Genomic DNA, 20,137 nt, shown 5'->3' with positions numbered 1-20,137 from the left:
TCTGTGGACTGACCGAGGACTCAGAGTCGGTGCCGCAGCAGGACTTCCTGCGTCACGGACGCGACGAGCCGGCCGTCGGTGGTGAAGAACTCGCCGTGGGCCAGGCCGCGGGTGTTCGCGTAGGTGGGGCTCTCCATGTCGAACAGCAGCCACTCGTCCGCGCGGAACGGGCGGTGGAACCACACCGCGTGGTCCAGCGACGTCAGCTGCGGCGTGCCCGGGTCGCCGCGGTGCGGGAGCCAGGCCGTGCCGGCCAGCCGGATGTCGGAGATGTAGGTGAGCGCGCAGACGTGCGCCAGCGGCGTGTCCGGCAGGCTGTCCTTCGCGCGCACCCACATGCGCTGGCGCGGGCCGTGGCCGACGTCCGGCAGGCCCTCGGCCGGGTCCGAGATGAAGCGGACCTCGATGGCGGCCAGCACGATCGGCGACTCCTCGGTCTCGACCACGGCGATCTCGTCCGGGCCAGGCACTTCCGGCATGCGCGCCTGGTGCTCGCTGCTCTCGGCCGCCTTCTGGAACGACGCGGACAGGCTGAAGATGCTTTCGCCGTTCTGGATCGCCACCACGCGCCGGGTGGTGAACGAGCCGCCGTCACGGGTGCGCTCGACCTCGTAGATGATCGGCATGTCCGTGCGGCCGCCGCGGATGAAGTAGCCGTGCAGCGAGTGGACGCCGCGCTCGGCGGGCACCGTCGCGCCGGCCGCGGTGAGTGCCTGCGCCGCGACCTGGCCGCCGAACGCCCGCTGCGGCGAGCCCTGGTGGCACGAGCCGCGGAACAGGTTCTCCTCGAGTCGTTCCAGCTTGAGCAGCTGTGCCATGCCGAGGTGCGCGGGGTCCGTGATCACGCGCCCCATCCTAAGCGCCCGCTCAGTCTTCGCTCGGGGAGAGCCGTTCCAGCAGCGTGAGCAGGGCGGCGGGGTCCTCGACGTGGGCGTTGTGGCCGAGGCCGGGCAGGGTGACGGCGTCGGCGGCCAGCGCGCGCAGCTGCTCCGGCCGCGACATCGGGTCGCCCGCGCCCGCGGCGAGCACGACCGGGCCGCGGGCGCCGGCCAGCAGCCGGGGCAGATCGGGCGCGCCGACGCCGAACGCGGCCGGGTCCAGGGACAGCCGCCAGCCGCTGTCGGTCTCGGTGACGCCGGCGGGGTCGGCGGGCGAAAGGCCGGTCAGGCCCGCGACCTTGAGGTACGCGACCTCGGCGTCCGCCCTGGTCTCGAACACCCGCGGCGGCCGGGCGGCCATCGACGCGGCTTTCGCCAGCTCGTCGGCGCTCCACTCGACCTTCACCCCGAGCGCGAGCACCCCGGCGACGTCGAGGCCGTACCGCCCGCTCGCCAGCTCCAGCGCGACGGCGCCACCGAGCGAATGCCCGGCGACGACCACGGGACCGGTCTCGTCCAAGCCGTCGGCGACGCCGGCCGCCAGTGCTTCGAACGAGTACTCCGGCAACGGCGCCGACCCGCCGTGGCCCGGCAGGTCGGGGACCAGCAGGCGACGCTCCACCAGCTCCCCGAGCCGATCCCAGACGGCACCGGTCGCGCCGAGGCCGTGCAGCAGCAGTACGGGCGGCTCACCGGATCCGCCGGCCCGGAGCTTCAGCTTGTCCACCAAACGGATCCTGCCCCAATCCGGCATCCGACGGCTAGGGTCGAGGCGTGTCGAGTGCCGCGATCGCCGACCCGGACACCTACGTCTCGGGCGTGCCGTACGAGCTGCTCGCCCGACTGCGCCGGGAGACGCCGGTGACGAGGGTCGGCGACTTCTGGGCAGTGCTGCGGCACGCCGACGTCCGGCACGTGCTGCGTAACCCGCAGACGTTCTCCTCGCAGCTCGGCGGCACACAGATCCGCGACCCGGCCACGGCCGAGGACCTGCGGTACGTGCGCCGGATGATGCTGAACATGGACGCGCCGGACCACGGCCGCCTGCGCGGGCTGCTGACGAAGGCGTTCACACCGCGCGCGATCGGCAGGCTGACCGAGCGGATCGAGGGCTGGGCGCACGGGCTGGTCGCCGCCGTCGCGGACCGCGGCGAGTGCGACTTCGCCAAGGACGTCGCCGCCGACCTGCCGCTGCTCACGCTGGCCGAAGTGTTCGGCGTGCCCGAGCGCGACCGGCGGCTGATGTTCGACTGGAGCAACCGCGTGATCGGCTACCAGGACGCCGAGTACGCGGTGAGCGCGACCGCGCGGCCCGAGGAGGTCACGGACCTGGCCCGCGCCGCGCTCGCCGTGCGGCCGTCGCCCGGGCCGGACGGCGCGATGCCGGACCCGCGCACGCGCGCCGGGATGCCGGACCTCTACGCGTACGCGAACGCCCTCGGCGAGCACAAGCGCGCCCACCCGGGCGACGACGTGATGAGCAACCTGATGCGCCACGTCGACGACGAGGGAGGCCGCGTCTCGATCGAGGAGTTCGAGAACCTGTTCTGGCTGTTTTCCGTGGCCGGCAACGAAACCCTGCGCAACGGCCTGCCCGGCGGGATGTTCGCGCTGCTTTCGAACCCGGAGCAGTACCGCGCGCTGCGCGAGGACCGTTCGCTGCTGCCGAACGCCGTTGAAGAGATGCTTCGCTGGTGGACGCCGGTGATGAACTTCCGCCGTACCGCGGTCGCCGACACCAGACTGTCCGATGTGGACATCAAGGCCGGCGACAAGGTGGTGGTCTGGTTCGCCGCGGCGAACCGCGACGAGACCGTGTTCCCCGAGCCGGACGCGTTCGACGTCACCCGCGCTCCCGGCGACCACCTGACCTTCGGCCACGGGCCGCATTTCTGCCTGGGCGCGCAGCTGGCGCGTGTCCAGATGCGGGCGCTCTTCACGGCCGTGCTCGACCGGCTGGGCGAGGTCCGCCTGGCCGCGGACCCCGTCCGGCTGCGGTCGAACTTCCAGAACGGCCTGAAGAGCCTCCCGATCCGGTGGGACTGAACGGACCTACAGGGTCGGGCACACCCCGGTGACGGGGACCGCCGGCGACGGGGTCGGCGAGGTCGACGGCGTGGTGCAGCCCGTGCTGACGAGCTGGCCGCCGACGGTGCGGTAGGTCTGCCAGTAATGCGGCCCCGTCGCGTAGTCCGGGTCGTAGGTGCTGTCGAGCAGCGCGGCCCCCGCCGTGCCGCCGTAACGGTGCAGGGTCGCGCCCGGCGCGTCACCGCCGACGGCAGTGCCGACGGTGATGCCCTGGCCCGGCTGGAGGCTCAGCCCGGTGACGCCGGAACTGTGCGCGCCCTGGTCGTAGCCGACCACGCAGGTGCGGCCCGCGGCGTCGCAGAGGCCGCCGGTCAGTGCCAGGCCTTCGGTGCCGAACTGGCTTGGCACCAGGGTGTCGGCGACGAGCTTGCCGTGGTGCAGGTACTGCACCTCGGCCTTGCCCTCCGGCGTCGCGCCCGGCACCGAGTAGCCGACGAGCTGGTTGTCGCCGGGCAGCGGCAGCCGGAACTCTTCGACGCCGCCCGCCAGCGTCGGCAGCGTGGCGATGCCGAGCCTGCCGGTCGCGACTCTCCTGCGGAAACTGTTGTGGTGCATCGGGTTCTCCCCTCCCAAGGATTATCCGTACAGTGCAGGAGGAGACAACCCGTGCCCCGTTACAGACGTCTTTTGATGGTTAACGCTGTTCGTTGAGCTTGCTGACTACATCCTGAACATCCTGCCGCAGCGTGGAAAGCGTGTCCTGCAGCTGCGTTGCGAAGCCGTGCGCCGCGCCGTCGACGGGGCCGGGCACCGGGTACACCTGGGTCTCGGCGGGCAACGGGACGCCGGGGCAGGTGGTGCTGCCGGGGCGGGAGTTCTTGGTGAGGAAGGTGTTCACCAGGCCGTCGACACACGGGTTGCCGCTCAGCGCGTACTGGCCGTGGAACGGCGAGTTGTCCACCGAGACCAGCGGGACACCGGCCGAGCGTGCGCCCGCCTTCGCCTGCTCGTACCCGGTCTGCGGGTCGAATTCCCCTTGCACCACAAGCACGTTCGGCTTGACCTCGGCCGGCAGCGTCGGCAGCTCGTGCTGCGGCGCGTCGGACCAGTAGCCGCACGGCTCGGTGATGCCGTAGGACCAGCCGTACAGCGGGTCCACCGGGCCCTGCTGGTCGCTGAGGTGCTTGTACCAGCTCGACGAGCGCGTCGGCTGGTCGCCGCACGCCACGGCGAAGCGGGTGCCGGGCACCTGCGAGTAGTCCGGCGCGGGCGTGCCGGCAACGACCTTCGCGACCGTCAGCTCGGCGGCCGGAACGCCGAACGTCGTCCGCGACTGCGCGTCCAGCTGGTCCGCCAGCGTGGCCGGGGGCGTGGCCGCGGTGCCGTCGAGCGCGGCGGCGCCCTTCGTCAGCACCAGCACGCCGAGCAGCCATTGGAGGCGGCTGCCGTTGCCGACGAAGAGGTGGTCGAAGTTGTCCGGTGAAAGGCCGTTCGTCTTGTAGTAGGCGCGAATCCGCTCCCACTTCTGCTTGACCTCGGCCGGGGTCTTGCCCAGCTGCGTCGGGAACTGCCGGGACAGCCACGGCAGGTAGACGTCGTCGAACTGGCGCTGGTCGATCACCGGGAACGCCTCGAAGTCGGCCTGCAGGCGGCCCTGGAAGTTGACGCTGGAGTCGAGCACGACCTTGCCCGCGTGCTCGGGGAACAGCGACGCGTACTTCGCGCCCAGCCAGGTGCCGTAGGAGTAGCCGAGGTAGTTCAGCTGCTTGTCGCCCAGCAGTGTGCGGATCAGGTCCATGTCGTGCGTGGTCTGCCAGGTGGTGATGTACGGCGCGAGCGCGTCGCTCTGGCAGGCGTCGGCGATGGCGCGCGGTGTCTGCTGGTGCAGCGCGATGCTCTGCGCCGAGCGGTCACGCGCGTCCAAGGGGGTCTGCGGCAGCCGCCCGTTGGGCACGTTGCACTGGAAACCCTTGTCGGCGCTGCCTTCCTGGCCGGTGCCGCGCGGGTCCATGCCGATGAGGTCGTACAGCGCGTTGACCGACGGCTCCAGTCCGGCCAGCGCGCCGGCGAGCGAGGTGCCCTGCCCGCCGGGGCCGCCGGGGTTCACCAGCAGCGAGCCCTGGCGTTCGCCCGTGGCCGCGACCCGGCTGATCGACACCTTGAGGTCGACGCCTGCGGCCGGGTTCGCCCAGTCCCGCGGGACGGTGATTTGGGCGCATTGCGCGGGTTTCGCGCCGTTGGCGGGCTTGAACGCGCAACTGCCCCAGGTGACCTGCTGGCCGGTGTAGGGCGCAAGCGGGTCACCGGCCGCGGACGCCGCGGCGGGCACCGCGGCCGCCACGACCGCCGCGGTGACCGCGACGAGCCCTGCTCGGGAAATTCGCACCGGAGTTCCTTTCGTCCGTCGGTCGGATCGGGTTCGAGTCTTGTGGGCGCGCGCGGCCGGGCTATCAGCCCGGAGGACGAACTTTCGCTGCCTCATCGGCCCTGAGTACGAGGACCGGCGCGCGTCCGGCGGCGGCAGCGGTGATGATGGGGCCATGACCACTTCCCGGCCTTCATCAGCGCCCGGGCCCGGCGTGGTGGGCCGGCGGATCGTCCAATACCTGCTGGACCAGCTGATCGTCGCCGTCCCCCTGCTGCTGCTCGCGGTGCTGGTGGTGCTGCTGTTCCGGCCGGCGGGGCTGCCCGCGCTGGCCGGCTTCCTCAAGGTCGTCCTCGCCACGATGATGGTGCTGGACTTCGCCGGCTTCTGGTTCTTCGCGATCTGGTGGCCGCACCGCCACGGAGGGCAGACGCCGGCGATGCGCTGGCTCCGCCTCCGCGTCGTCACGCTGGAGGGCGGGCAGCCCCCGTTGCGGGCGTTCGTGATCCGGACGGTGCTCATGCTGGTGGACGGGTTCGCCTGGGGCCTGGCGGGAATCGGGCTGATGCTGTTCACGCCCCGGCGCCAGCGGCTGGGCGACCTGGTCGCCGGGACCGTGGTGGTGAAAGTGGCGCGGGTGCCCGAAACCGGGCCGGAGTCAGCGGACGAGGCCGCTCTCCCACGCCCAGATGGCCATCTCGGTGCGGTTACGCGCCCCTAGTTTGCGCTGGGCCGCCGCGAGGTGCGTCTTGACCGTCGAGAGGGAGACGACCAGCGAGTCGCAGATCTCGGCGTTCGTCTGACCGCGCGCGACGGCCTTGACGACGTCCACTTCGCGTTGCGTCAGCGGACTGTCCGGTTCGGACCGTTGACGCGGGGCGTTGCCGACGAAGTGGGACAGCAGCCGCGTTGTGATGGCGGGTGAGACCAGCGCTTCGCCATGTGAAGCGGCGTGCACGGCCTCGATGAGCAGCGTCGCGCCGGCGTCCTTCAGCAGGAAGCCGCACGCGCCGGCGCGAAGGGCTGCGTGCACGTTCTCGTCCAAGCCGAACGTGGTGACCATGACAACGTGCAGCGGGTCCACGACGTCCGGCCCGGCCAGCAGCTTCGTGGCCTGCAGCCCGTCGATGCCCGGCATGCGGATGTCCATCAGCGTGACGTCCGGGCGCAGCTCGCGGGCGAGGCGCACGGCGTCCTGGCCGTCGGCGGCCTCGCCGACCACCTCGATGTCCGGCTCGCCCTCCAGGATCAGCCGGAAGCCGGTCCGGACCATCGCCTGGTCGTCGGCGATCAGGACGCGAACCGGCACTGGGGGCTCCTCGAAGACGGGGTCACGCGGGTCCGAGCGGGAGCCGCGCGGCGACGCGCCAGCGGTGCCCGGCCTCCGGCCCGGCCTGAACCGTACCGCCGACGGCGCTGACCCGTTCGGTCATGCCGATCAGGCCGTAACCGCCGGGGCGCGCAGGCCGGGCGGCGCCGTCGTTGACCACCTCGACGGTGAGGCCGTTGCGCTGGTCGTGGCTCACGCTCACGCGTACTTCGGTCGCGCGCGGCGCGTGCCGCCGGACGTTCGTGAGCGATTCGGTGATCAGCCGGTGCACCGTCGTGACCACCTCGGGCGCGGCGGCCAGGTCCGCGAGGCCGTCGGGCACGTCGAGGTGGACGCTGCCGTCGTCGGGCACCGCGCGGTCCACAGCCGAAGCGAGTCCGGACGGTGGGGTGAACAGGTTCTCCTCATCCGTCCGGAGCGTGCCGACGAGCCGGCGCATCGACGACAGGGCCTCCGCGCCGGCCGTTTCGATCTCGGCGAACGCCGTGGTGTCGCCACCCTGGCGGTCGGTGACGCGGTGGGCGGCCTGGACGCGCACGACGATTCCGGTGATCTGGTGGGCCACCAGGTCGTGCAGCTCGCGGGCGAGGCGGAGGCGCTCGGCGGTGCGGACTTCGACGACGTCGGCGCGGGCGCGGGCATCGGCGTCGCGCAGGATCAGGCCGACGGCCAGCGCGGCGCCCCAGGCCAGCGCGGCGGCCGCGGCGAAGAGGGCCTCGGGCGAGCCGGCGCCGTAACGGAGGATCGGGGCCGCCACGGTGGCCACCCCACCCAGCGCGGCTTGGCCGAAGGCCGGTTTCGGCGCGAGCCGGTGGCAGGACGCGCCCACGACCAGCGCGATGGCCAGCGCCTCGGCCGCGCTGGGCTGGGGCGGGAGGCGCTGGTCGAGCGCGGCGATCACCGCGGTGATCGCCGTGCCCAGCAAGGAAAGCGCCGAGACCGCCGTGGCGACCGTCGCGGTCTGCTCCGGGAACCGGCGGCGCAGCACGGCCAGCACGGCGACCACGGGGGCCACACCGGGGACGAACACCATGGCGATCCCGGCCAGGCCGCCCTCCGCCGGCCCGGAGCGGAAGAACAGGACGGAGTCGAGCACGACCAGGACGCCGAGCGCGATCGACTCGGCGAAGAGCGGACCGCGGCGGCCGGTCCAGGGGATGGGGCCGATCATGCGGTTCCGGGCGTGGTCATGGTGTCGATCGTGCCCGGTCCGCCGCCCGGCTGCCTCCTGCGTGGGACCGAAACCGGGTCGGCCATGGGTACGAGGTCAGCCGAAACTCACCTGGGAGAGGTAGTGGTCCAGGAAGCCGGTGTCGCCGGTGAGCTTCGCGGTTTTGGCGGGCTGGCGGCCGTAGATGACCAGGAGGAGGTCCGTGACGGGGGCTTCGATGGTGACGGTGGGTTTGGTGGGGGTGCCGTGGTGCCAGGCGAGGAGGTCGCCGGTGAGGTCGATGGTCCAGCCCTCGCTCTTGCCGTCGTCGGCCGTTGAGCCGGTTGGTGAGTCGGCCGGTGACAGGTGGACGGTGCGGCCCTCGCCGAGCAGGGCGCGGCGCTCGGGGAAGTAGTCGAGCATGACGGGCAGCGAGCCGAGTTCCAGCCATTCCTCCATGGCGTCCACCGCGACGTCGTGGTCGAGGGTGAACTCGGCGCCGACGGCCAGGGTGGCGTCCGCGCGGTGCAGCGCCGTCTCGTTCATGAAGCGCCGGGCGTAGAAGGCGGCGCGGGGCGGTCCCGCGGGGACCGGGGTGACCAGGCGGGCTTCGGGCCCGGCTGTGCGCAGAGCGTCGGCCAGCTCGCGGGCGCCGTCGGGCAGCCAGGAGGCCTGCCGCGGGGTCGAGGCGGGGTGCCGCAATTCCTGGTCGGGGAGCATCTGGTCCGCGCGGGTGCGGACGGTCTCCTCCGCCCAGCGGTGGCCGGCGCCGACGTGGTTGAGCAGCTGCCCCAGCGTCCAGTCCGGGCACGCGGCGATCGGTGTGGCCGGGTCCGCCCCGTCGACGGTGGCCTGCAGCAACTCGGTCTGGGCGACGATGGCGGCGCACTGGCTCTGGAAGTCCATCACTGCGGTGTCCTCTCCGTGATCCGGTGATTCACGGGGTGGTCGGAGCCGCCGCGGTCATCCGGACACGGGTCGCGGCGCGCGTTTCAGCCGGTGTTGTCCACAGCCGTCCTCCGTTGTGGACAGCTTGGGCTCCGGGCCCGCTTTTCGCCGGTCCCGTCGGGCCCCGCCGGTAGACTGGGCATGGGACGCCCCCCGAGGAGGGCGGGGGAGTGCGGCCCGCTCACCGCCCTACTCCTCCACGCTCAAAGCATCGCCCCACTCGGCGTCGCGGGCGGCGCGGTAGCGGGGGCCGTGCCGTTTGGACACCGTGACGCCGGGGGTGAGGCCGTCCACTGTGCACAGGTCGAGCTGCACCCAGCCCTTGTGCTTGCGCGGGTGCCGCAGGATCCGCGCGTCCGGGCGGTCCGCCGGCTCGGCCGACGCGACGACGTACGAGAACTTCTCGTCCTCGAAGCCCAGCGTGCCCGCCTTGATCCGCCGGTGAATGCCGGAACGCGGCAGCCGCGCGGCGAAGTGGCACCAGTCCTCGCCTGGGCGGATCGGGCACTCGCCGTCGTGCGGGCACGGCGCCACGACGTGACGGTCCATGCCGCGCAGCACATCCCGCGCCGCGCGGATCCGCGCGAAGCCCGCGGGGGTGCCCGGCTCGATCAGCGCCACGGTGCCGGCCTTCGCGGCGAGCCAGCGGACGACGTCGTCGCGGCCGGGTTCGGGCAGCTCGCCCAGCACGTACGACATCGTCACCAGGTCAGCCGAAGGCGCAGCAGCGGCCGTGTCCACGAGCCCCCGTACCCAGGTCGTGCCCCGGACGGTGGGCGAGACGGCCGTCGACGCGAGCTTCCGGCCCAGCGTGAGCGCCCCGGCGACCTGTTCGATCACCGTGCACTTCTCCAGCGACGGCCACACCTGGGCCGCCGCCCACACCGCCGCGCCCGTGCCGCCGCCGATGTCGACCTGCGTCCGCGGCGCGAAGCCCGGAGCGGCGGCCGCTGCTTCGCCGAACGCTGCGGCGACAGCCGCGTACGTGGCCGGCATGCGATAGCCGGCGTACGCGGCGACGTCGATCTCTGAGGACAGGATCGGCGACGTCGCGGCGTCGCCCTGCCGGTAGCGCGTGCTGAGTTTGTCGACCGCCTGAGCGAGCCGTGATTCGGGGAACCGGCCCAGTTCGCCGTCGAGGGACGAGCGGAGGTCGTCGGGGAGTAGCGCCACGAGCGGGAATTCTCCCACGCCCGTTCCGCCCCTCGTGCAGCCGTCTGACCTGCTAGTTTCGGCTTCGGGAAAAAAGTTCGGCCGCGTTGTCGATCCGGGGGCCCGCCGATCGACGCGTACTTGAAAGCAAGCCGAGAGAGAGGATCTTCCAATGCGGTTCATGGTGATCATGAAGGCCAGTGAAGAGAGCGAAGCCGGCCAGATCCCGAGCACCGAGCTGCTCACGGAGATGGGCAAGTTCAACGAGGAGCTGGTCCGCGCCGGCGTCATGCTGGCCGGCGAGGGGCTCACGTCCAGCGCCGAGGGCGCGCGCGTCAAGTTCGGGGGCACGGCCGAGCCCAAGGTGGTCGACGGGCCGTTCGCGGAGACCAAGGAGCTGATCGCCGGCTTCTGGATCCTGCAGGTGCGCTCGAAGGAGGAGGTCATCGAGTGGGTCAAGCGCGTGCCGAACACCGACGGCGCCCACCACGAGATCGAGATCCGGCGCATCGCCGAAGCCGAGGACTTCGGCGACAACATGACCCCCGAGCTGCGTGAGGCCGAGGAGAAGCTGCGGGCGGAGAGTGCGCAGAACTGATGCGGTTCATGGTGATGGTGAAGGCCAACGAGCAGAGCGAAGCCGGCCAGCTCCCGAGTGCGGAGCTGATCACGGAGATGGGCAAGTTCAACGACGAGCTGGCCGCGTCGGGCCACCTCCTGCAGGCCGAGGGCCTGACGCCGAGTTCGCAGGGCGCGCGGCTCTGGTTCTCCGGCGAGGGTGAGGCCGAGGTGGTCGACGGGCCGTTCGCGGAGACGAAGGAGCTGGTCGCCGGTCTCTGGATCCTCCAGGGGGAGTCGCTCGAGGAGATCGTCGAGCTGATGAAACGCGCCCCGAATCCCGACCGGCAGCCGGGGACCGTGGAGATCCGCCCGCTCGCCGAGATCGGGTGACGGCGCGCCCGCCCGAGGGTTGCCCTCGGGCGGGCCGCCCTGTGTGATGGGCCCGTGGAAACGCAGGGGACGCGCGGCGCCGTCGAGGCGGTGTGGCGGATCGAGTCCGCGCGCGTCATCGCGGGGCTCGCGCGGATGGTGCGTGACGTCGGGCTCGCCGAGGAGCTGGCGCAGGACGCGCTGGTCGCCGCGCTGGAGCAGTGGCCGGAGACCGGCGTGCCGCGCAACCCCGGCGCGTGGCTGACGACCACGGCGAAACGGCGCGCGATCGACCACTTCCGGCGCAACGAGAATCTCGGCCGCAAGCTCGACGAGCTGGGCCGCGAACAGCGCGTCGGCGAAGGCGTGCTGCCGGACTTCGACGCGGTGCTCGACGAGGAGCACATCGAGGACGACCTGCTGCGCCTGGTGTTCACGGCCTGCCACCCCGTGCTGTCCACGCCGGCGCGCGTGGCCCTCACCCTCCGGATGCTCGGCGGGCTGACCACGGACGAGATCGCGCGCGCGTTCCTGGTGAAGGAGTCGACGATCGCGCAGCGGATCGTGCGCGCGAAGAAGTCGTTGGCGGACGCGAAGGTCCCGTTCGAGGTGCCGGTGGGCGAAGAGCGCGTCGCGCGGCTTTCGTCGGTGCTGGAAGTGATCTACCTGGTTTTCAACGAGGGCTACTCCGCCACTCGCGGCGACGACTGGATGCGCCCGGCGCTGTGCGAGGACGCGCTGCGCCTCGGCCGGGTGCTCGCCGGGCTGATGCCGGCCGAGCCGGAGGTGCACGGGCTGGTCGCGCTGCTGGAGATCCAGGCGTCGCGCTCGGCCGCGCGCACCGGGCCGAACGGCGAGCCGGTGCTGCTGATGGAGCAGGACCGCGGGCGCTGGGACCAGCTGCTCATCCGCCGCGGCCTCGCGGCGCTGGCTCGCTCGGAAGAGCTGGCCGGCGGCTCGTACGGCCCGTACTCGGCGCAGGCCGCGATCGCCGCCTGCCACGCGCGCGCCCGGACTCCGGACGAGACGGACTGGGCCCGGATCGCCGCGCTGTATGCAGGTCTGGCCCAGATCACGCCGTCGCCGGTGGTCGAGCTGAACCGGGCCGTCGCCGTGTCGATGGCATCCGGGCCCGCCGCCGGGCTCGACCTCGTCGACCGGCTGCTCGACGAGCCGGCGTTGAAGGCCTACCATCTGCTGCCCAGCGTGCGTGGCGACTTGCTGGTGAAGCTGGGCCGCCCCGCCGAGGCCAAGGCTGAATTCGAACGTGCCGCCGGGCTCACCGGCAACGCGCGGGAACGCACTCTGCTGCTGGACCGCGCGGCGTCCTGCTGAAAACTGGGAGAAATGATGGCCGAAGTCGCTCTGTTCCACCACCTGCACGGGCTGACGCCCGGCGTCCGCGAGTTCGCCGAGGCGCTGGAAAAGGCCGGTCACACCGTGCACGCCCCGGACCTCTACGACGGCCACGTCTTCGAGACGTTCGACGAAGGACTGGCCTACGCGAAGGAGATCGGGTTCGGGACGTTCCGCGAACGCGGGAAGCAGGCCGTCTCGGACCTGCCGGGCGAGCTGGTCTACGCCGGGTTCTCGCTCGGCGCGATGCCCGCGCAAATGCTGGCCCAGACCCGTCCCGGCGCGGTGGGCGCGCTGCTGTTCCACGCGTGCGTCCCGGCCGCGGAGTTCGGCGGGCCCTGGCCGTCGAGCGTGCCGGTGCAGGTCCACGGCATGGACGCGGACGCGCTTTTCGTCGAGGGCGGTGACCTCGACGCGGCTCGCGAGCTCCTGGCGGACGTCGCGGACGCCGAGCTTTTCCTCTACCCCGGCGACCGGCACCTGTTCGCCGACCGGAGCCTGCCCGACTACGACGGGTCCGCGGCCGCGCTGCTCACCGAGCGTGTGCTGGCCTTCCTGGACCGCGTCAGGGGATCATGAACTCCAGCACGGTCGCCTGCAGCAGCGAGATCACGCCGACCACGGCGGTGAGCGCGATCGACCACAGGAACGTCTGCCGCAGCAGGGATCCCTCCTTGCCGCTCTGCCCGATCGCGGTCGCGCCGATGGACAGGTTCTGCGGCGAGATCATCTTCCCCATCACCCCGCCGGAGGTGTTCGTCGCGCCGGCCAGCACCGGGTTCAGGTGCAGCTGCTGCGCGGAGATCACCTGCATGGGGCCGAACAGGCTGTTGGTCGAGGCGTCCGAACCGGTGAGGAACACGCCGAGCCAGCCGATGTAAGCGGAGAACAGCGGGAAGACGGCGCCGGTGGTGGCGAGCGCGAGGCCGAGCGTCTGCGTCGCGCCGGAGTAGTTCATCACGAACGCGATCGCCAGGATCATGAAGATCGTCGCCAGGGCCCAGCGCATCTGGTACAGCGTGGCGCGATACGCGCTGAGGAGCTGCTTCGGCTTCGCGCCCAGCACGAATCCGGCGATCACCGCCGCGATCAGGGCCACGGTGCCGGGTGAGAACAGGAAGTCGACGGTGAACGTCGCCGCGTACGGCGTGTCCTTGGGCGTGATCGGCGCGTGCTGGATCACGTGGTTGTGCAGGCCCGGCCAGGCGAACACCCAGTCGGCGCGGTGCAGCAGCTTCGTCAGGTCCAGCCAGGCCGGCAGGTGCGTGAAGATCGTGCCGACGCGCGAGGCGAAGATCGCCACGATCAGGATGATGTACGGCGTCCACGCGTAGAGCGCGCCGCGTTCGGACTTTTCCGCTTCGCCGGTCGCCTTCACCGGTTCCTCGCCGTCGAAGCGCCACACGGTTTTCGGCTGCCAGAACCGCGTGAGGACCCACAGCGCGGCCAGCGCGGTGAGCGCGGCGAGCACGTCCACGAGGCTGGCGCTGATGTAGTTCGACGCCACGAACTGCATCAGCGCGAACGCGAGCCCGGCCGTCACGACGGCGGGCCAGACTTCCAGCATCTTCTTCCAGCCGGCCAGCACCAGGACGAGGAACGCGGGGATGATCACGGCCAGGAACGGCACCTGGCGCCCGACCATCGACGAGAACGCCGCGGTCGCCTCCTCCGGCTTGAGGTGCATGATCGGCGCGGTGATCCGGCCGAGCACGATCAGCGGGTTGCCGAGCCCGCCGAACGCCACCGGCGCGGTGTTCGCGAGCAGCGCCAGCACCACGGCCTTCACCGGCGGGAAGCCGAGCGCGGCCATCATCGCGGCCGTGATCGCGATCGGCGAGCCGCCGCCCGCGACGCCTTCCAGCAGCGCGCCGAAGCTGAACGCGATCAGCAGCGCCTGCAGCCGCCGGTCCTCGCTGAAGCCCGCGAGCACCCGCTTGATGTGGGTGAACCGGCCGGTGGTGACCGTGACGTTGTGGAAGTACACGGCGTGGAACGCGATCCAGGCGACCGACCACACGCCGAACAGCACGCCCATGGCCGCCGAGTCGAACGCGAGCCCGGCCGGCATCCGGTACAGCAGCAGCGCGACCAGCAGCGCGGTGACGAGCGCCAGCGCCGCCGAGAGGTGCGCGGACAGCTTGACCACGCCCAGCGAGACCAGCAGCACGATGATCGGGAGTGCGGCCAGCAGCGCGGAGAACCACAGCGCGCCCGCCGGTTGGTAGTCCTGGATCCAGGTCACGGGTCAGCTCCTTTGCCGATCCTTCGCCGAAAAGTGTCTAGCGGCCGCGGACGTAACCGAGCCGTAGCGACAGCGCCGCGGCTGTGCCGGCGACGGTCGCGCCGAGTTCCTCGACGCGTCGCAGGACTCGTTGGGCCGGGCCCGCGACGCTGATGGCGGCGATCGGCCGGCCGGAGTGGTCGCGCACGGCGGCGGCGACGCAGCCGACGTCGGGCTCGTTCTCGACGTCGTCGATCGCCCAGCCGCGGCGGCTCGTCTTCGCGAGGTCGTCCAGCAGGCGGGCGGGGTCGATGATCGTCTTGAGCGTCAGGCTGTCCAGCTTCATCCGGCGGATGCGCTCGAGCCGGTCGGGCTCGGGCAGCGCGGCGAGCCAGGCCTTGCCCAGCGACGTCGCGTGCTGCGGCCGCCGGGTGCCCAGCCGGCAGGCGAGCGTGACGGCGCTGGCGCTGCGTTCCGTGGCCACGTAGACCATGGCGTCGTTGTCCGGCACCGCGAGGTAGGTCGTCTCACCGGAGCGCTCGGCCAGCGACGCGAGGTACCGGGGCGCGCAGCGGTGCAGGTCCGTCGCGGCCATCGCGCGGGCGCCCAGCTCGACCAGCCGGGTGCCGAGCCGCACGCGCCCGGTGACGCTGTCGGCCTCGAGGTATTCGAGCTTCTTCAGGGTCCCGACGATGCGGTACGCGGCGCTGCGGGAAAGACCCAGTTGCCGTGCGATCGCGTTGGTGGAAATCTCCTGGTGCTGCCCGACGTGCTCGAGCACCGCGAGCCCGCGCTCCAGGGTGCCGCTCTGCTCCAGCCCGCGTTCCGTGTCCACGTCGGCCTCCACCAGGTCGTTTTCCCGTTCAGCGGTACGTGTTTCCGCTAAGCGGGGTTGGACGTTAACACCTCCGATGTATGGGCGGAAGATCTTTCACATTCCTCTCTTGCGCTGCGACGAGAGTTGCCCTGAATGGTTCAACCTCCGATCGTTAGGACAACTAACAAACCCTGAGTAGACTCTCGGCGCTGAGACTGGAGTCACGCTCTCAGGGAAATCACAACGCCCGCGGGTCATTGTCGGGCTCTGATGCCCTCCACCCACTTGCGTACCCGCATGTCCGTCGCCACCGGGCGGCTGACCGCACGGCTCTCCCGCGCCACCGGCCTCGGCCAGGGTGGTGTGATCGGTGGGCGAGTGACGTTGAAGCTCGATCCGGACGTGCTGCACCGGCTCGGCCGTGAACGCACCGTCGTGCTCGTCACCGGCACCAACGGCAAGACGACCACGGCGTTGATGATCACCCGTGCGCTCGAAGCGCTCGCCGACGTCGCGTCGAACAGCGACGGCGCGAACATGCCGGACGGCGTGGTCGCGGCGCTGGCCGCGCGGCCGGACGCGCCTTATGCGGTGCTGGAGGTCGACGAGGCGTACGTGCCGTGGGTGGCCGCGCAGGTGCGGCCCGCGGTGCTCGTGCTGCTGAACCTGAGCCGTGACCAGCTCGACCGCGTCGGCGAAGTCCGTGGCATCGAACGTGATCTGCGGGCGGCGATCGCGTTGCTGCCGCGGACGGCGGTCGTCGCGAACTGTGACGACGTGCTCGTGACGTCGGCCGCGGCGGCCGCCGCGCGCCCGGTGTGGGTGGGCACCGGCCGCCGCTGGTCCGGCGACGCGACGACGTGCCCGCGCTGTGGCAGCGCGGTGACGCACGCCGCGGCGACCTGGAACTGCGAGTGCGGTTTCGCGCGCCCGCAGCCGTCGTGGGTGCTGGAGGGCGAGCTGGTGACGACGCCCGGCGGCCGGGACGTCGACCTGGACCTGCGGCTGCCCGGCGAGGCGAACCGGGCCAACGCGGCGCTCGCGCTGGCGGCCGCGCACTGCGTGGGCGTCCCGCCGCACACGGCCGCGGCGCGGCTGCGCACGATCACCGACATCGGCGGCCGGTACCGGACCGTGCGCCGTACGCGCCATTCGGTGCGGCTCATGCTGGCCAAGAACCCGGCCGGCTGGGCGGAGACGCTGCGGGTGCTGGACGAGGACACCCCGGTCGTCGTCGCGGTCAACGCGCAGGAGGCCGACGGGCGGGACCTGTCCTGGCTGTGGGACGTGCATTTCGAGCGGTTGCGCGGCCGTCAGGTCGTGGTGGCCGGCGAGCGCTCGGCGGACCTCGCCGTGCGGCTGTGTTACGCGGAGGTGGCGCACTGGACCGCGGCGGACCCGGTGCGCGCCATCGATTCCCTGCCGCCCGGCGGCGTCGAGATCGTCGCGAACTACACCGCTTTCCGCGACCTGGTGGACCGGCTCCCGAGTGGCTGAGTCGACCGTCCGGATCGGACTGCTGCTGCCCGAGGTCCTTGGCACCTATGGGGATTCCGGTAACGCTCAGGTGCTGTGCAAGCGATTGCAGTGGCGCGGCCACGAGGCGGAGGTCGTGCCCGTGGCGCTGGGCAGTGCCGTTCCGTCCACATTGGACGTCTATCTGCTCGGCGGCGGGGAGGACACGGCGCAGGTGCTGGCCGCGCGCCGCCTGCTGGCCTCGCCCGGCCTGACGCGCGCCGCGGAGGCGGGGGCGACGGTCTTCGGCGTGTGCGCCGGCCTGCAGATCCTGGGCACCAGCTTCCGCGGCTTCGACGGCGCCGACCACCCCGGCGTGGGCCTCCTGGACGTCGTCACGGCCCCGGCCCCCCGCCGCGCCGTCGCCGAACTCGCGGCGGTCGGCGAACTGGTCGACGCGCCCCTGACCGGTTTCGAGAACCACCAGGGCGCCAGCACCCTGGGCGAGGGCAGCGTTCCGCTGGGCCGGGTCGTGCGCGGCACAGGCAACGGCGACGGCACGGAGGGCGCGGTCACCGGCCACGTCGTGGGCACTTATCTCCACGGCCCAGCTTTGGCCCGAAACCCGGCGCTGGCGGATCTCCTGCTTTCCTGGGTCCTTGGCAAGGACCTGCCGCGCTTGGACGTGTCGGAGGTCGACCTCCTTCGGTCGGAGCGCCTGGCCGCTTTGCCCCGCCGAATCCGATGACGGCGCAGTCGACGACGGCGGCCTTGGCGCTGTCGGCAGCGACGGCTCCTGTGGGCTTGTCGGCAGTGACGGCGATGGCGGTCTTAGGGCTGTCTGTCAGCGATGTCGGCAGCGGCGGCGGCTTTGGCTTTGGCTTTGGCGCGACTGACAACGATGCCAGTGCGACTGCCAGCAGAACCTGTGCGGCTGCCGTCGACGGCTCGCGCCACACCCGCCAACCACACCGAACGCGGCGGCCCGATCCAACCCACCGACCAGCACCGAGACGGCACAAACCCGAGCAGCTTCACCAACACCCACCCTGCCCGCCACACTTCTCGCTCGGCCCAGCGCAGCCCACACTTGACCCAGCACAGCCCCCACCCGGCCCTGGGGGGCGTCCCCAACCCAGCCTACCGCCGCCCCCCGACGGAAAGCGGGTTCAGCCGGAGTTGTCCACAGGGGTGCCCGGATGTGGATGACTGAGCCGCTGCCCGCCGATGCGACCGGCTGGGACCGTTACGCTGCGTATGTGAAGGTCATCGCCGCTACCGGCGTTCGGATGCGCACCACCGCGGTTGCCGTGGTGGCGCTGGCGCTCGCCATCGCGACCGCGTGCGTCGTGGTGGTGCTGCTGCTCGAGGAGTCGCTCGACCGCAGCGTCACCGAGAGTGCGCGCAGCACGGGCCGTCAGGTGGCGATCCAGCTCATCCGGGAAGGGACGCGGGACCTGTCCGCCAGCGACGTCGCCAGCACCGGCGACACCGAAGCCGTCACGCAGGTGCTCGACGCACGCAGCACGCCCATCGCCAGCGACCCCGCCATCACCGGGCAGCCGCCGCTCACCACGGCGCGGCCGGTGCTGGGGCACGAGACCGTCGAGACCTTGCCGCTCGGGCTCAACGGCGACGGCAGTGAATACCGCGTCGTCTCGCAGAAAGTGAGTGGGCCGGGCGGGCCGTTCACGGTCATTTCGGCGCGGTCGCTGGAACCCGTCACCGAGGCGTCCACCCGGCTGACCCTGCTGCTCGCGCTGATTTCCTTGCCACTGCTGGGCATCGCGGGGTTCGCGGTGTACCGCGCGGTCGGCTCGGCGCTGCGGCCGGTCGAGCAGATGCGCCGCACCGTCGCCGAGATCTCCACCCGCGACCTCGCCTCGCGCGTGCCACTGCCACCCGGCGGGGACGAGGTGCACCGCCTGGCCGTGACGCTCAACGGGATGCTGGGCCGCCTCGCGTCCGCGCAGGCCGCGCAACGCCGGTTCGTCGCCGACGCCAGCCACGAACTGCGCTCCCCGCTCTCGACCATCAGCACCGCGCTCGACGTCTCGACCCAGCACCCCGAGACCACCGGCGAACTGGTCCCGGTGATCACCCGCGAGACCGCGCGGCTGCGTGAACTCGTCGACGACCTGCTGGTACTCGCCCGCACCGACGACACCACCGACCGCCCGTCGCGCACCGAAGTGGACCTCGACGACATCGTCCGCGCCGAGGCCGAGCGTGTGCGCGCGGAAGGGCCGGTCGAGATCGAGGTGCGGGCCGGTCCCGCGAAGGTGCACGGGAGCGAGGCGCAGCTGCGCCGGGCCGTGCGCAACCTTGTGGACAACGCCCGCGGCCACGCCCGTGAACGGATCCGCGTCGCCAGCTCGGTGCACGGCGACAGCGTCGTGGTCGAGGTCAGCGACGACGGGCCCGGCGTCGCCGAAGCGGACCGCGAACGGATTTTCGAGCGTTTCGTCCGCCTGGACGCGTCGCGGCAACGCGGGCACGGCGGCACCGGCCTCGGGCTGCCGATCGTCGCCGGCATCGCCGCGCGCCACGGCGGCCACGCGCGTTACGCCGACGTCCACGACCCCCGTTACCCCGGCGCGCACTTCCGCATCGAGTTGCCCCGGTTCGATCTGTCGGAGGAGGACTGACCATGCGGTTGTTGATCGTCGAGGACGAACGCGAACTCGCGGAGACCCTGCGCCGCGGCCTCGTCGCGGAGGGCTTCACCGTGTCCGTCGCGCACACGGGACCGGACGGGCTGTGGTCGGCCACCGAGCACGACTACGACGCCGTGGTGCTGGACATCATGCTGCCCGAGCTGTCCGGGTACGAGGTGCTCAAACGCCTTCGCGCGGCGCAGAACTGGACGCCGGTGCTGATGCTCACCGCCAAGGACGGCGAGTACGACGAGGCCGACGCGTTCGACCTCGGGGCCGACGACTACCTGTCCAAGCCGTTCTCGTTCGTCGTGCTCGTCGCCCGCCTGCGCGCATTGCTCCGCCGCGGCGCGCCGGCCCGTCCCGCCGTGCTCGAAGCCGCAGACCTCCGGCTCGACCCGGCGGCCCGGACCGTCCACAGAGGAGAGAAGCGGATCGAACTGACCGCGCGCGAGTTCGGCCTGCTGGAGTTCCTGCTGCGGCGCCAGGGCGCGGCGCTGACCAAGAACGAAATCCTCGGCCACGTCTGGGACGCGCACTACGAAGGCGACGAGAACGTGGTGGAGGTCTACGTGGGCTATCTGCGGCGCAAGATCGACGCACCGTTCGGCACACACACCATCGAGACGGTCCGGGGGGTGGGCTATCGGCTCGTGACCTGACCGCGGCCGCCTGCCTGCGGCGCGAGCGTGGCGCCTGCGGTGAACGGCGTAGCGCCCAGCCACGACACGGAAATGACCTGGCAGCGCAGGCCTGATGCAGACTGAACACGACCTGGCGGCGGCGCGGGCCTGGTGCGGACCGGAACGAGTGCGGTGCGTAGCGCGACGCCGGGCGGCGCGGCGTG

At 71.8% G+C, this 20,137-nt stretch carries 20 protein-coding genes; 10 read left to right on the top strand and 10 right to left on the bottom strand.

Annotated features, from left to right (window positions below; genetic code table 11):
* Window positions 1-20 precede the first annotated feature (20 nt).
* The gene (locus OG943_RS33130) at window positions 21-854 is read right to left on the bottom strand and encodes an acyl-CoA thioesterase (RefSeq protein ID WP_442874601.1); all 834 of its coding nucleotides are present in this window, start codon (window positions 852-854) and stop codon (window positions 21-23) included.
* A 13-nt stretch (window positions 855-867) separates the two neighbouring features.
* Window positions 868-1,605, bottom strand: a complete 738-nt coding sequence (locus OG943_RS33125) for an alpha/beta fold hydrolase (RefSeq protein WP_328604854.1) — start codon at window positions 1,603-1,605, stop codon at window positions 868-870.
* Window positions 1,606-1,652: 47 nt separating this feature from the next.
* Between OG943_RS33125 and OG943_RS33120 the strand changes: the two genes are divergently transcribed.
* A complete protein-coding gene (locus OG943_RS33120) occupies window positions 1,653-2,924 on the top strand; it encodes a cytochrome P450 (protein WP_328604853.1) in 1,272 nt (423 codons plus the stop codon).
* A 6-nt stretch (window positions 2,925-2,930) separates the two neighbouring features.
* On the opposite strand, the gene OG943_RS33115 is transcribed toward OG943_RS33120, so the two are convergent.
* Both OG943_RS33115 and OG943_RS33110 read right to left on the bottom strand, forming a co-directional pair.
* Window positions 2,931-3,521 (bottom strand): hypothetical protein, encoded by a 591-nt coding sequence (locus OG943_RS33115; protein WP_328604852.1) that lies wholly within the window; start codon window positions 3,519-3,521, stop codon window positions 2,931-2,933.
* A gap of 79 nt (window positions 3,522-3,600) precedes the next feature.
* A complete protein-coding gene (locus tag OG943_RS33110) occupies window positions 3,601-5,292 on the bottom strand; it encodes an alpha/beta fold hydrolase (RefSeq protein ID WP_328604851.1) in 1,692 nt (563 codons plus the stop codon).
* A gap of 154 nt (window positions 5,293-5,446) precedes the next feature.
* Here OG943_RS33110 and OG943_RS33105 point away from each other — a divergent pair, with 154 nt between their 5' ends.
* On the top strand, window positions 5,447-5,992 hold the full coding sequence (locus tag OG943_RS33105; RefSeq protein ID WP_328604850.1) for an RDD family protein: 546 nt from the start codon (window positions 5,447-5,449) through the stop codon (window positions 5,990-5,992).
* Here OG943_RS33105 and OG943_RS33100 read toward each other — a convergent pair.
* The 4 genes from OG943_RS33100 to OG943_RS33085 all read right to left on the bottom strand — a co-directional run bounded on the left by OG943_RS33100 (window position 5,930) and on the right by OG943_RS33085 (window position 9,890).
* On the bottom strand, window positions 5,930-6,580 hold the full coding sequence (locus OG943_RS33100) for a response regulator transcription factor (protein WP_328604849.1): 651 nt from the start codon (window positions 6,578-6,580) through the stop codon (window positions 5,930-5,932). The two genes, OG943_RS33105 and OG943_RS33100, sit on opposite strands and share 63 nt — an antisense overlap.
* Window positions 6,581-6,602: 22 nt before the next feature.
* Window positions 6,603-7,772, bottom strand: coding sequence for a sensor histidine kinase (locus tag OG943_RS33095; RefSeq protein WP_328604848.1), 1,170 nt, complete (start codon window positions 7,770-7,772; stop codon window positions 6,603-6,605).
* 96 nt (window positions 7,773-7,868) lie between these two features.
* Window positions 7,869-8,657, bottom strand: a complete 789-nt coding sequence (locus OG943_RS33090; RefSeq protein ID WP_328604847.1) for a maleylpyruvate isomerase family mycothiol-dependent enzyme — start codon at window positions 8,655-8,657, stop codon at window positions 7,869-7,871.
* 231 nt (window positions 8,658-8,888) lie between these two features.
* Entirely contained in the window at window positions 8,889-9,890 is a 1,002-nt protein-coding gene (locus OG943_RS33085) for a small ribosomal subunit Rsm22 family protein (RefSeq protein WP_328604846.1), read from the bottom strand.
* Between the two features lie 133 nt (window positions 9,891-10,023).
* Here OG943_RS33085 and OG943_RS33080 point away from each other — a divergent pair, with 133 nt between their 5' ends.
* From OG943_RS33080 to OG943_RS33065, 4 genes are all read left to right on the top strand, one after another.
* Window positions 10,024-10,449: a YciI family protein gene (locus tag OG943_RS33080; RefSeq protein ID WP_328604845.1), complete on the top strand. Its 426-nt coding sequence runs from the start codon at window positions 10,024-10,026 to the stop codon at window positions 10,447-10,449.
* Window positions 10,449-10,802: a YciI family protein gene (locus tag OG943_RS33075; RefSeq protein WP_328604844.1), complete on the top strand. Its 354-nt coding sequence runs from the start codon at window positions 10,449-10,451 to the stop codon at window positions 10,800-10,802. Before OG943_RS33080 ends, OG943_RS33075 begins: the two co-directional genes overlap by 1 nt.
* A gap of 135 nt (window positions 10,803-10,937) precedes the next feature.
* Window positions 10,938-12,116 carry an RNA polymerase sigma factor gene (locus OG943_RS33070; RefSeq protein WP_442874822.1) on the top strand — a complete coding sequence of 393 codons (1,179 nt, stop codon included), beginning with the start codon at window positions 10,938-10,940 and terminating at the stop codon, window positions 12,114-12,116.
* 15 nt (window positions 12,117-12,131) lie between these two features.
* Window positions 12,132-12,716 (top strand): dienelactone hydrolase family protein, encoded by a 585-nt coding sequence (locus tag OG943_RS33065; RefSeq protein WP_328604842.1) that lies wholly within the window; start codon window positions 12,132-12,134, stop codon window positions 12,714-12,716.
* Here the strand turns inward: OG943_RS33065 and OG943_RS33060 are convergent.
* Both OG943_RS33060 and OG943_RS33055 read right to left on the bottom strand, forming a co-directional pair.
* A complete protein-coding gene (locus OG943_RS33060) occupies window positions 12,703-14,382 on the bottom strand; it encodes an L-lactate permease (RefSeq protein WP_328604841.1) in 1,680 nt (559 codons plus the stop codon). The genes OG943_RS33065 and OG943_RS33060 overlap by 14 nt on opposite strands.
* 37 nt (window positions 14,383-14,419) lie before the next feature.
* A complete protein-coding gene (locus tag OG943_RS33055; RefSeq protein ID WP_328604840.1) occupies window positions 14,420-15,196 on the bottom strand; it encodes an IclR family transcriptional regulator in 777 nt (258 codons plus the stop codon).
* A gap of 279 nt (window positions 15,197-15,475) precedes the next feature.
* On the opposite strand from OG943_RS33055, the gene OG943_RS33050 reads away from it, so the two are divergent.
* The 4 genes from OG943_RS33050 (at window position 15,476) to OG943_RS33035 (ending at window position 19,952) form a co-directional block, all read left to right on the top strand.
* Complete coding sequence (locus OG943_RS33050; protein WP_328604839.1) at window positions 15,476-16,675, top strand: MurT ligase domain-containing protein; 1,200 nt, start codon at window positions 15,476-15,478, stop codon at window positions 16,673-16,675.
* Window positions 16,668-17,381, top strand: a complete 714-nt coding sequence (locus OG943_RS33045) for a type 1 glutamine amidotransferase (protein ID WP_328604838.1) — start codon at window positions 16,668-16,670, stop codon at window positions 17,379-17,381. Before OG943_RS33050 ends, OG943_RS33045 begins: the two co-directional genes overlap by 8 nt.
* A 457-nt stretch (window positions 17,382-17,838) precedes the next feature.
* The gene (locus OG943_RS33040; protein ID WP_328604837.1) at window positions 17,839-19,281 is read left to right on the top strand and encodes a HAMP domain-containing sensor histidine kinase; all 1,443 of its coding nucleotides are present in this window, start codon (window positions 17,839-17,841) and stop codon (window positions 19,279-19,281) included.
* 2 nt (window positions 19,282-19,283) lie between these two features.
* On the top strand, window positions 19,284-19,952 hold the full coding sequence (locus OG943_RS33035; protein WP_328604836.1) for a response regulator transcription factor: 669 nt from the start codon (window positions 19,284-19,286) through the stop codon (window positions 19,950-19,952).
* Window positions 19,953-20,137: the final 185 nt, after the last annotated feature.

This window comes from Amycolatopsis sp. NBC_00345 (genome assembly GCF_036116635.1).
Classification (GTDB): Bacteria; Actinomycetota; Actinomycetes; order Mycobacteriales; family Pseudonocardiaceae; genus Amycolatopsis.
Note: the sequence above shows the minus strand (reverse complement) of the source record. Positions and strands in the feature narration are given on the sequence as shown.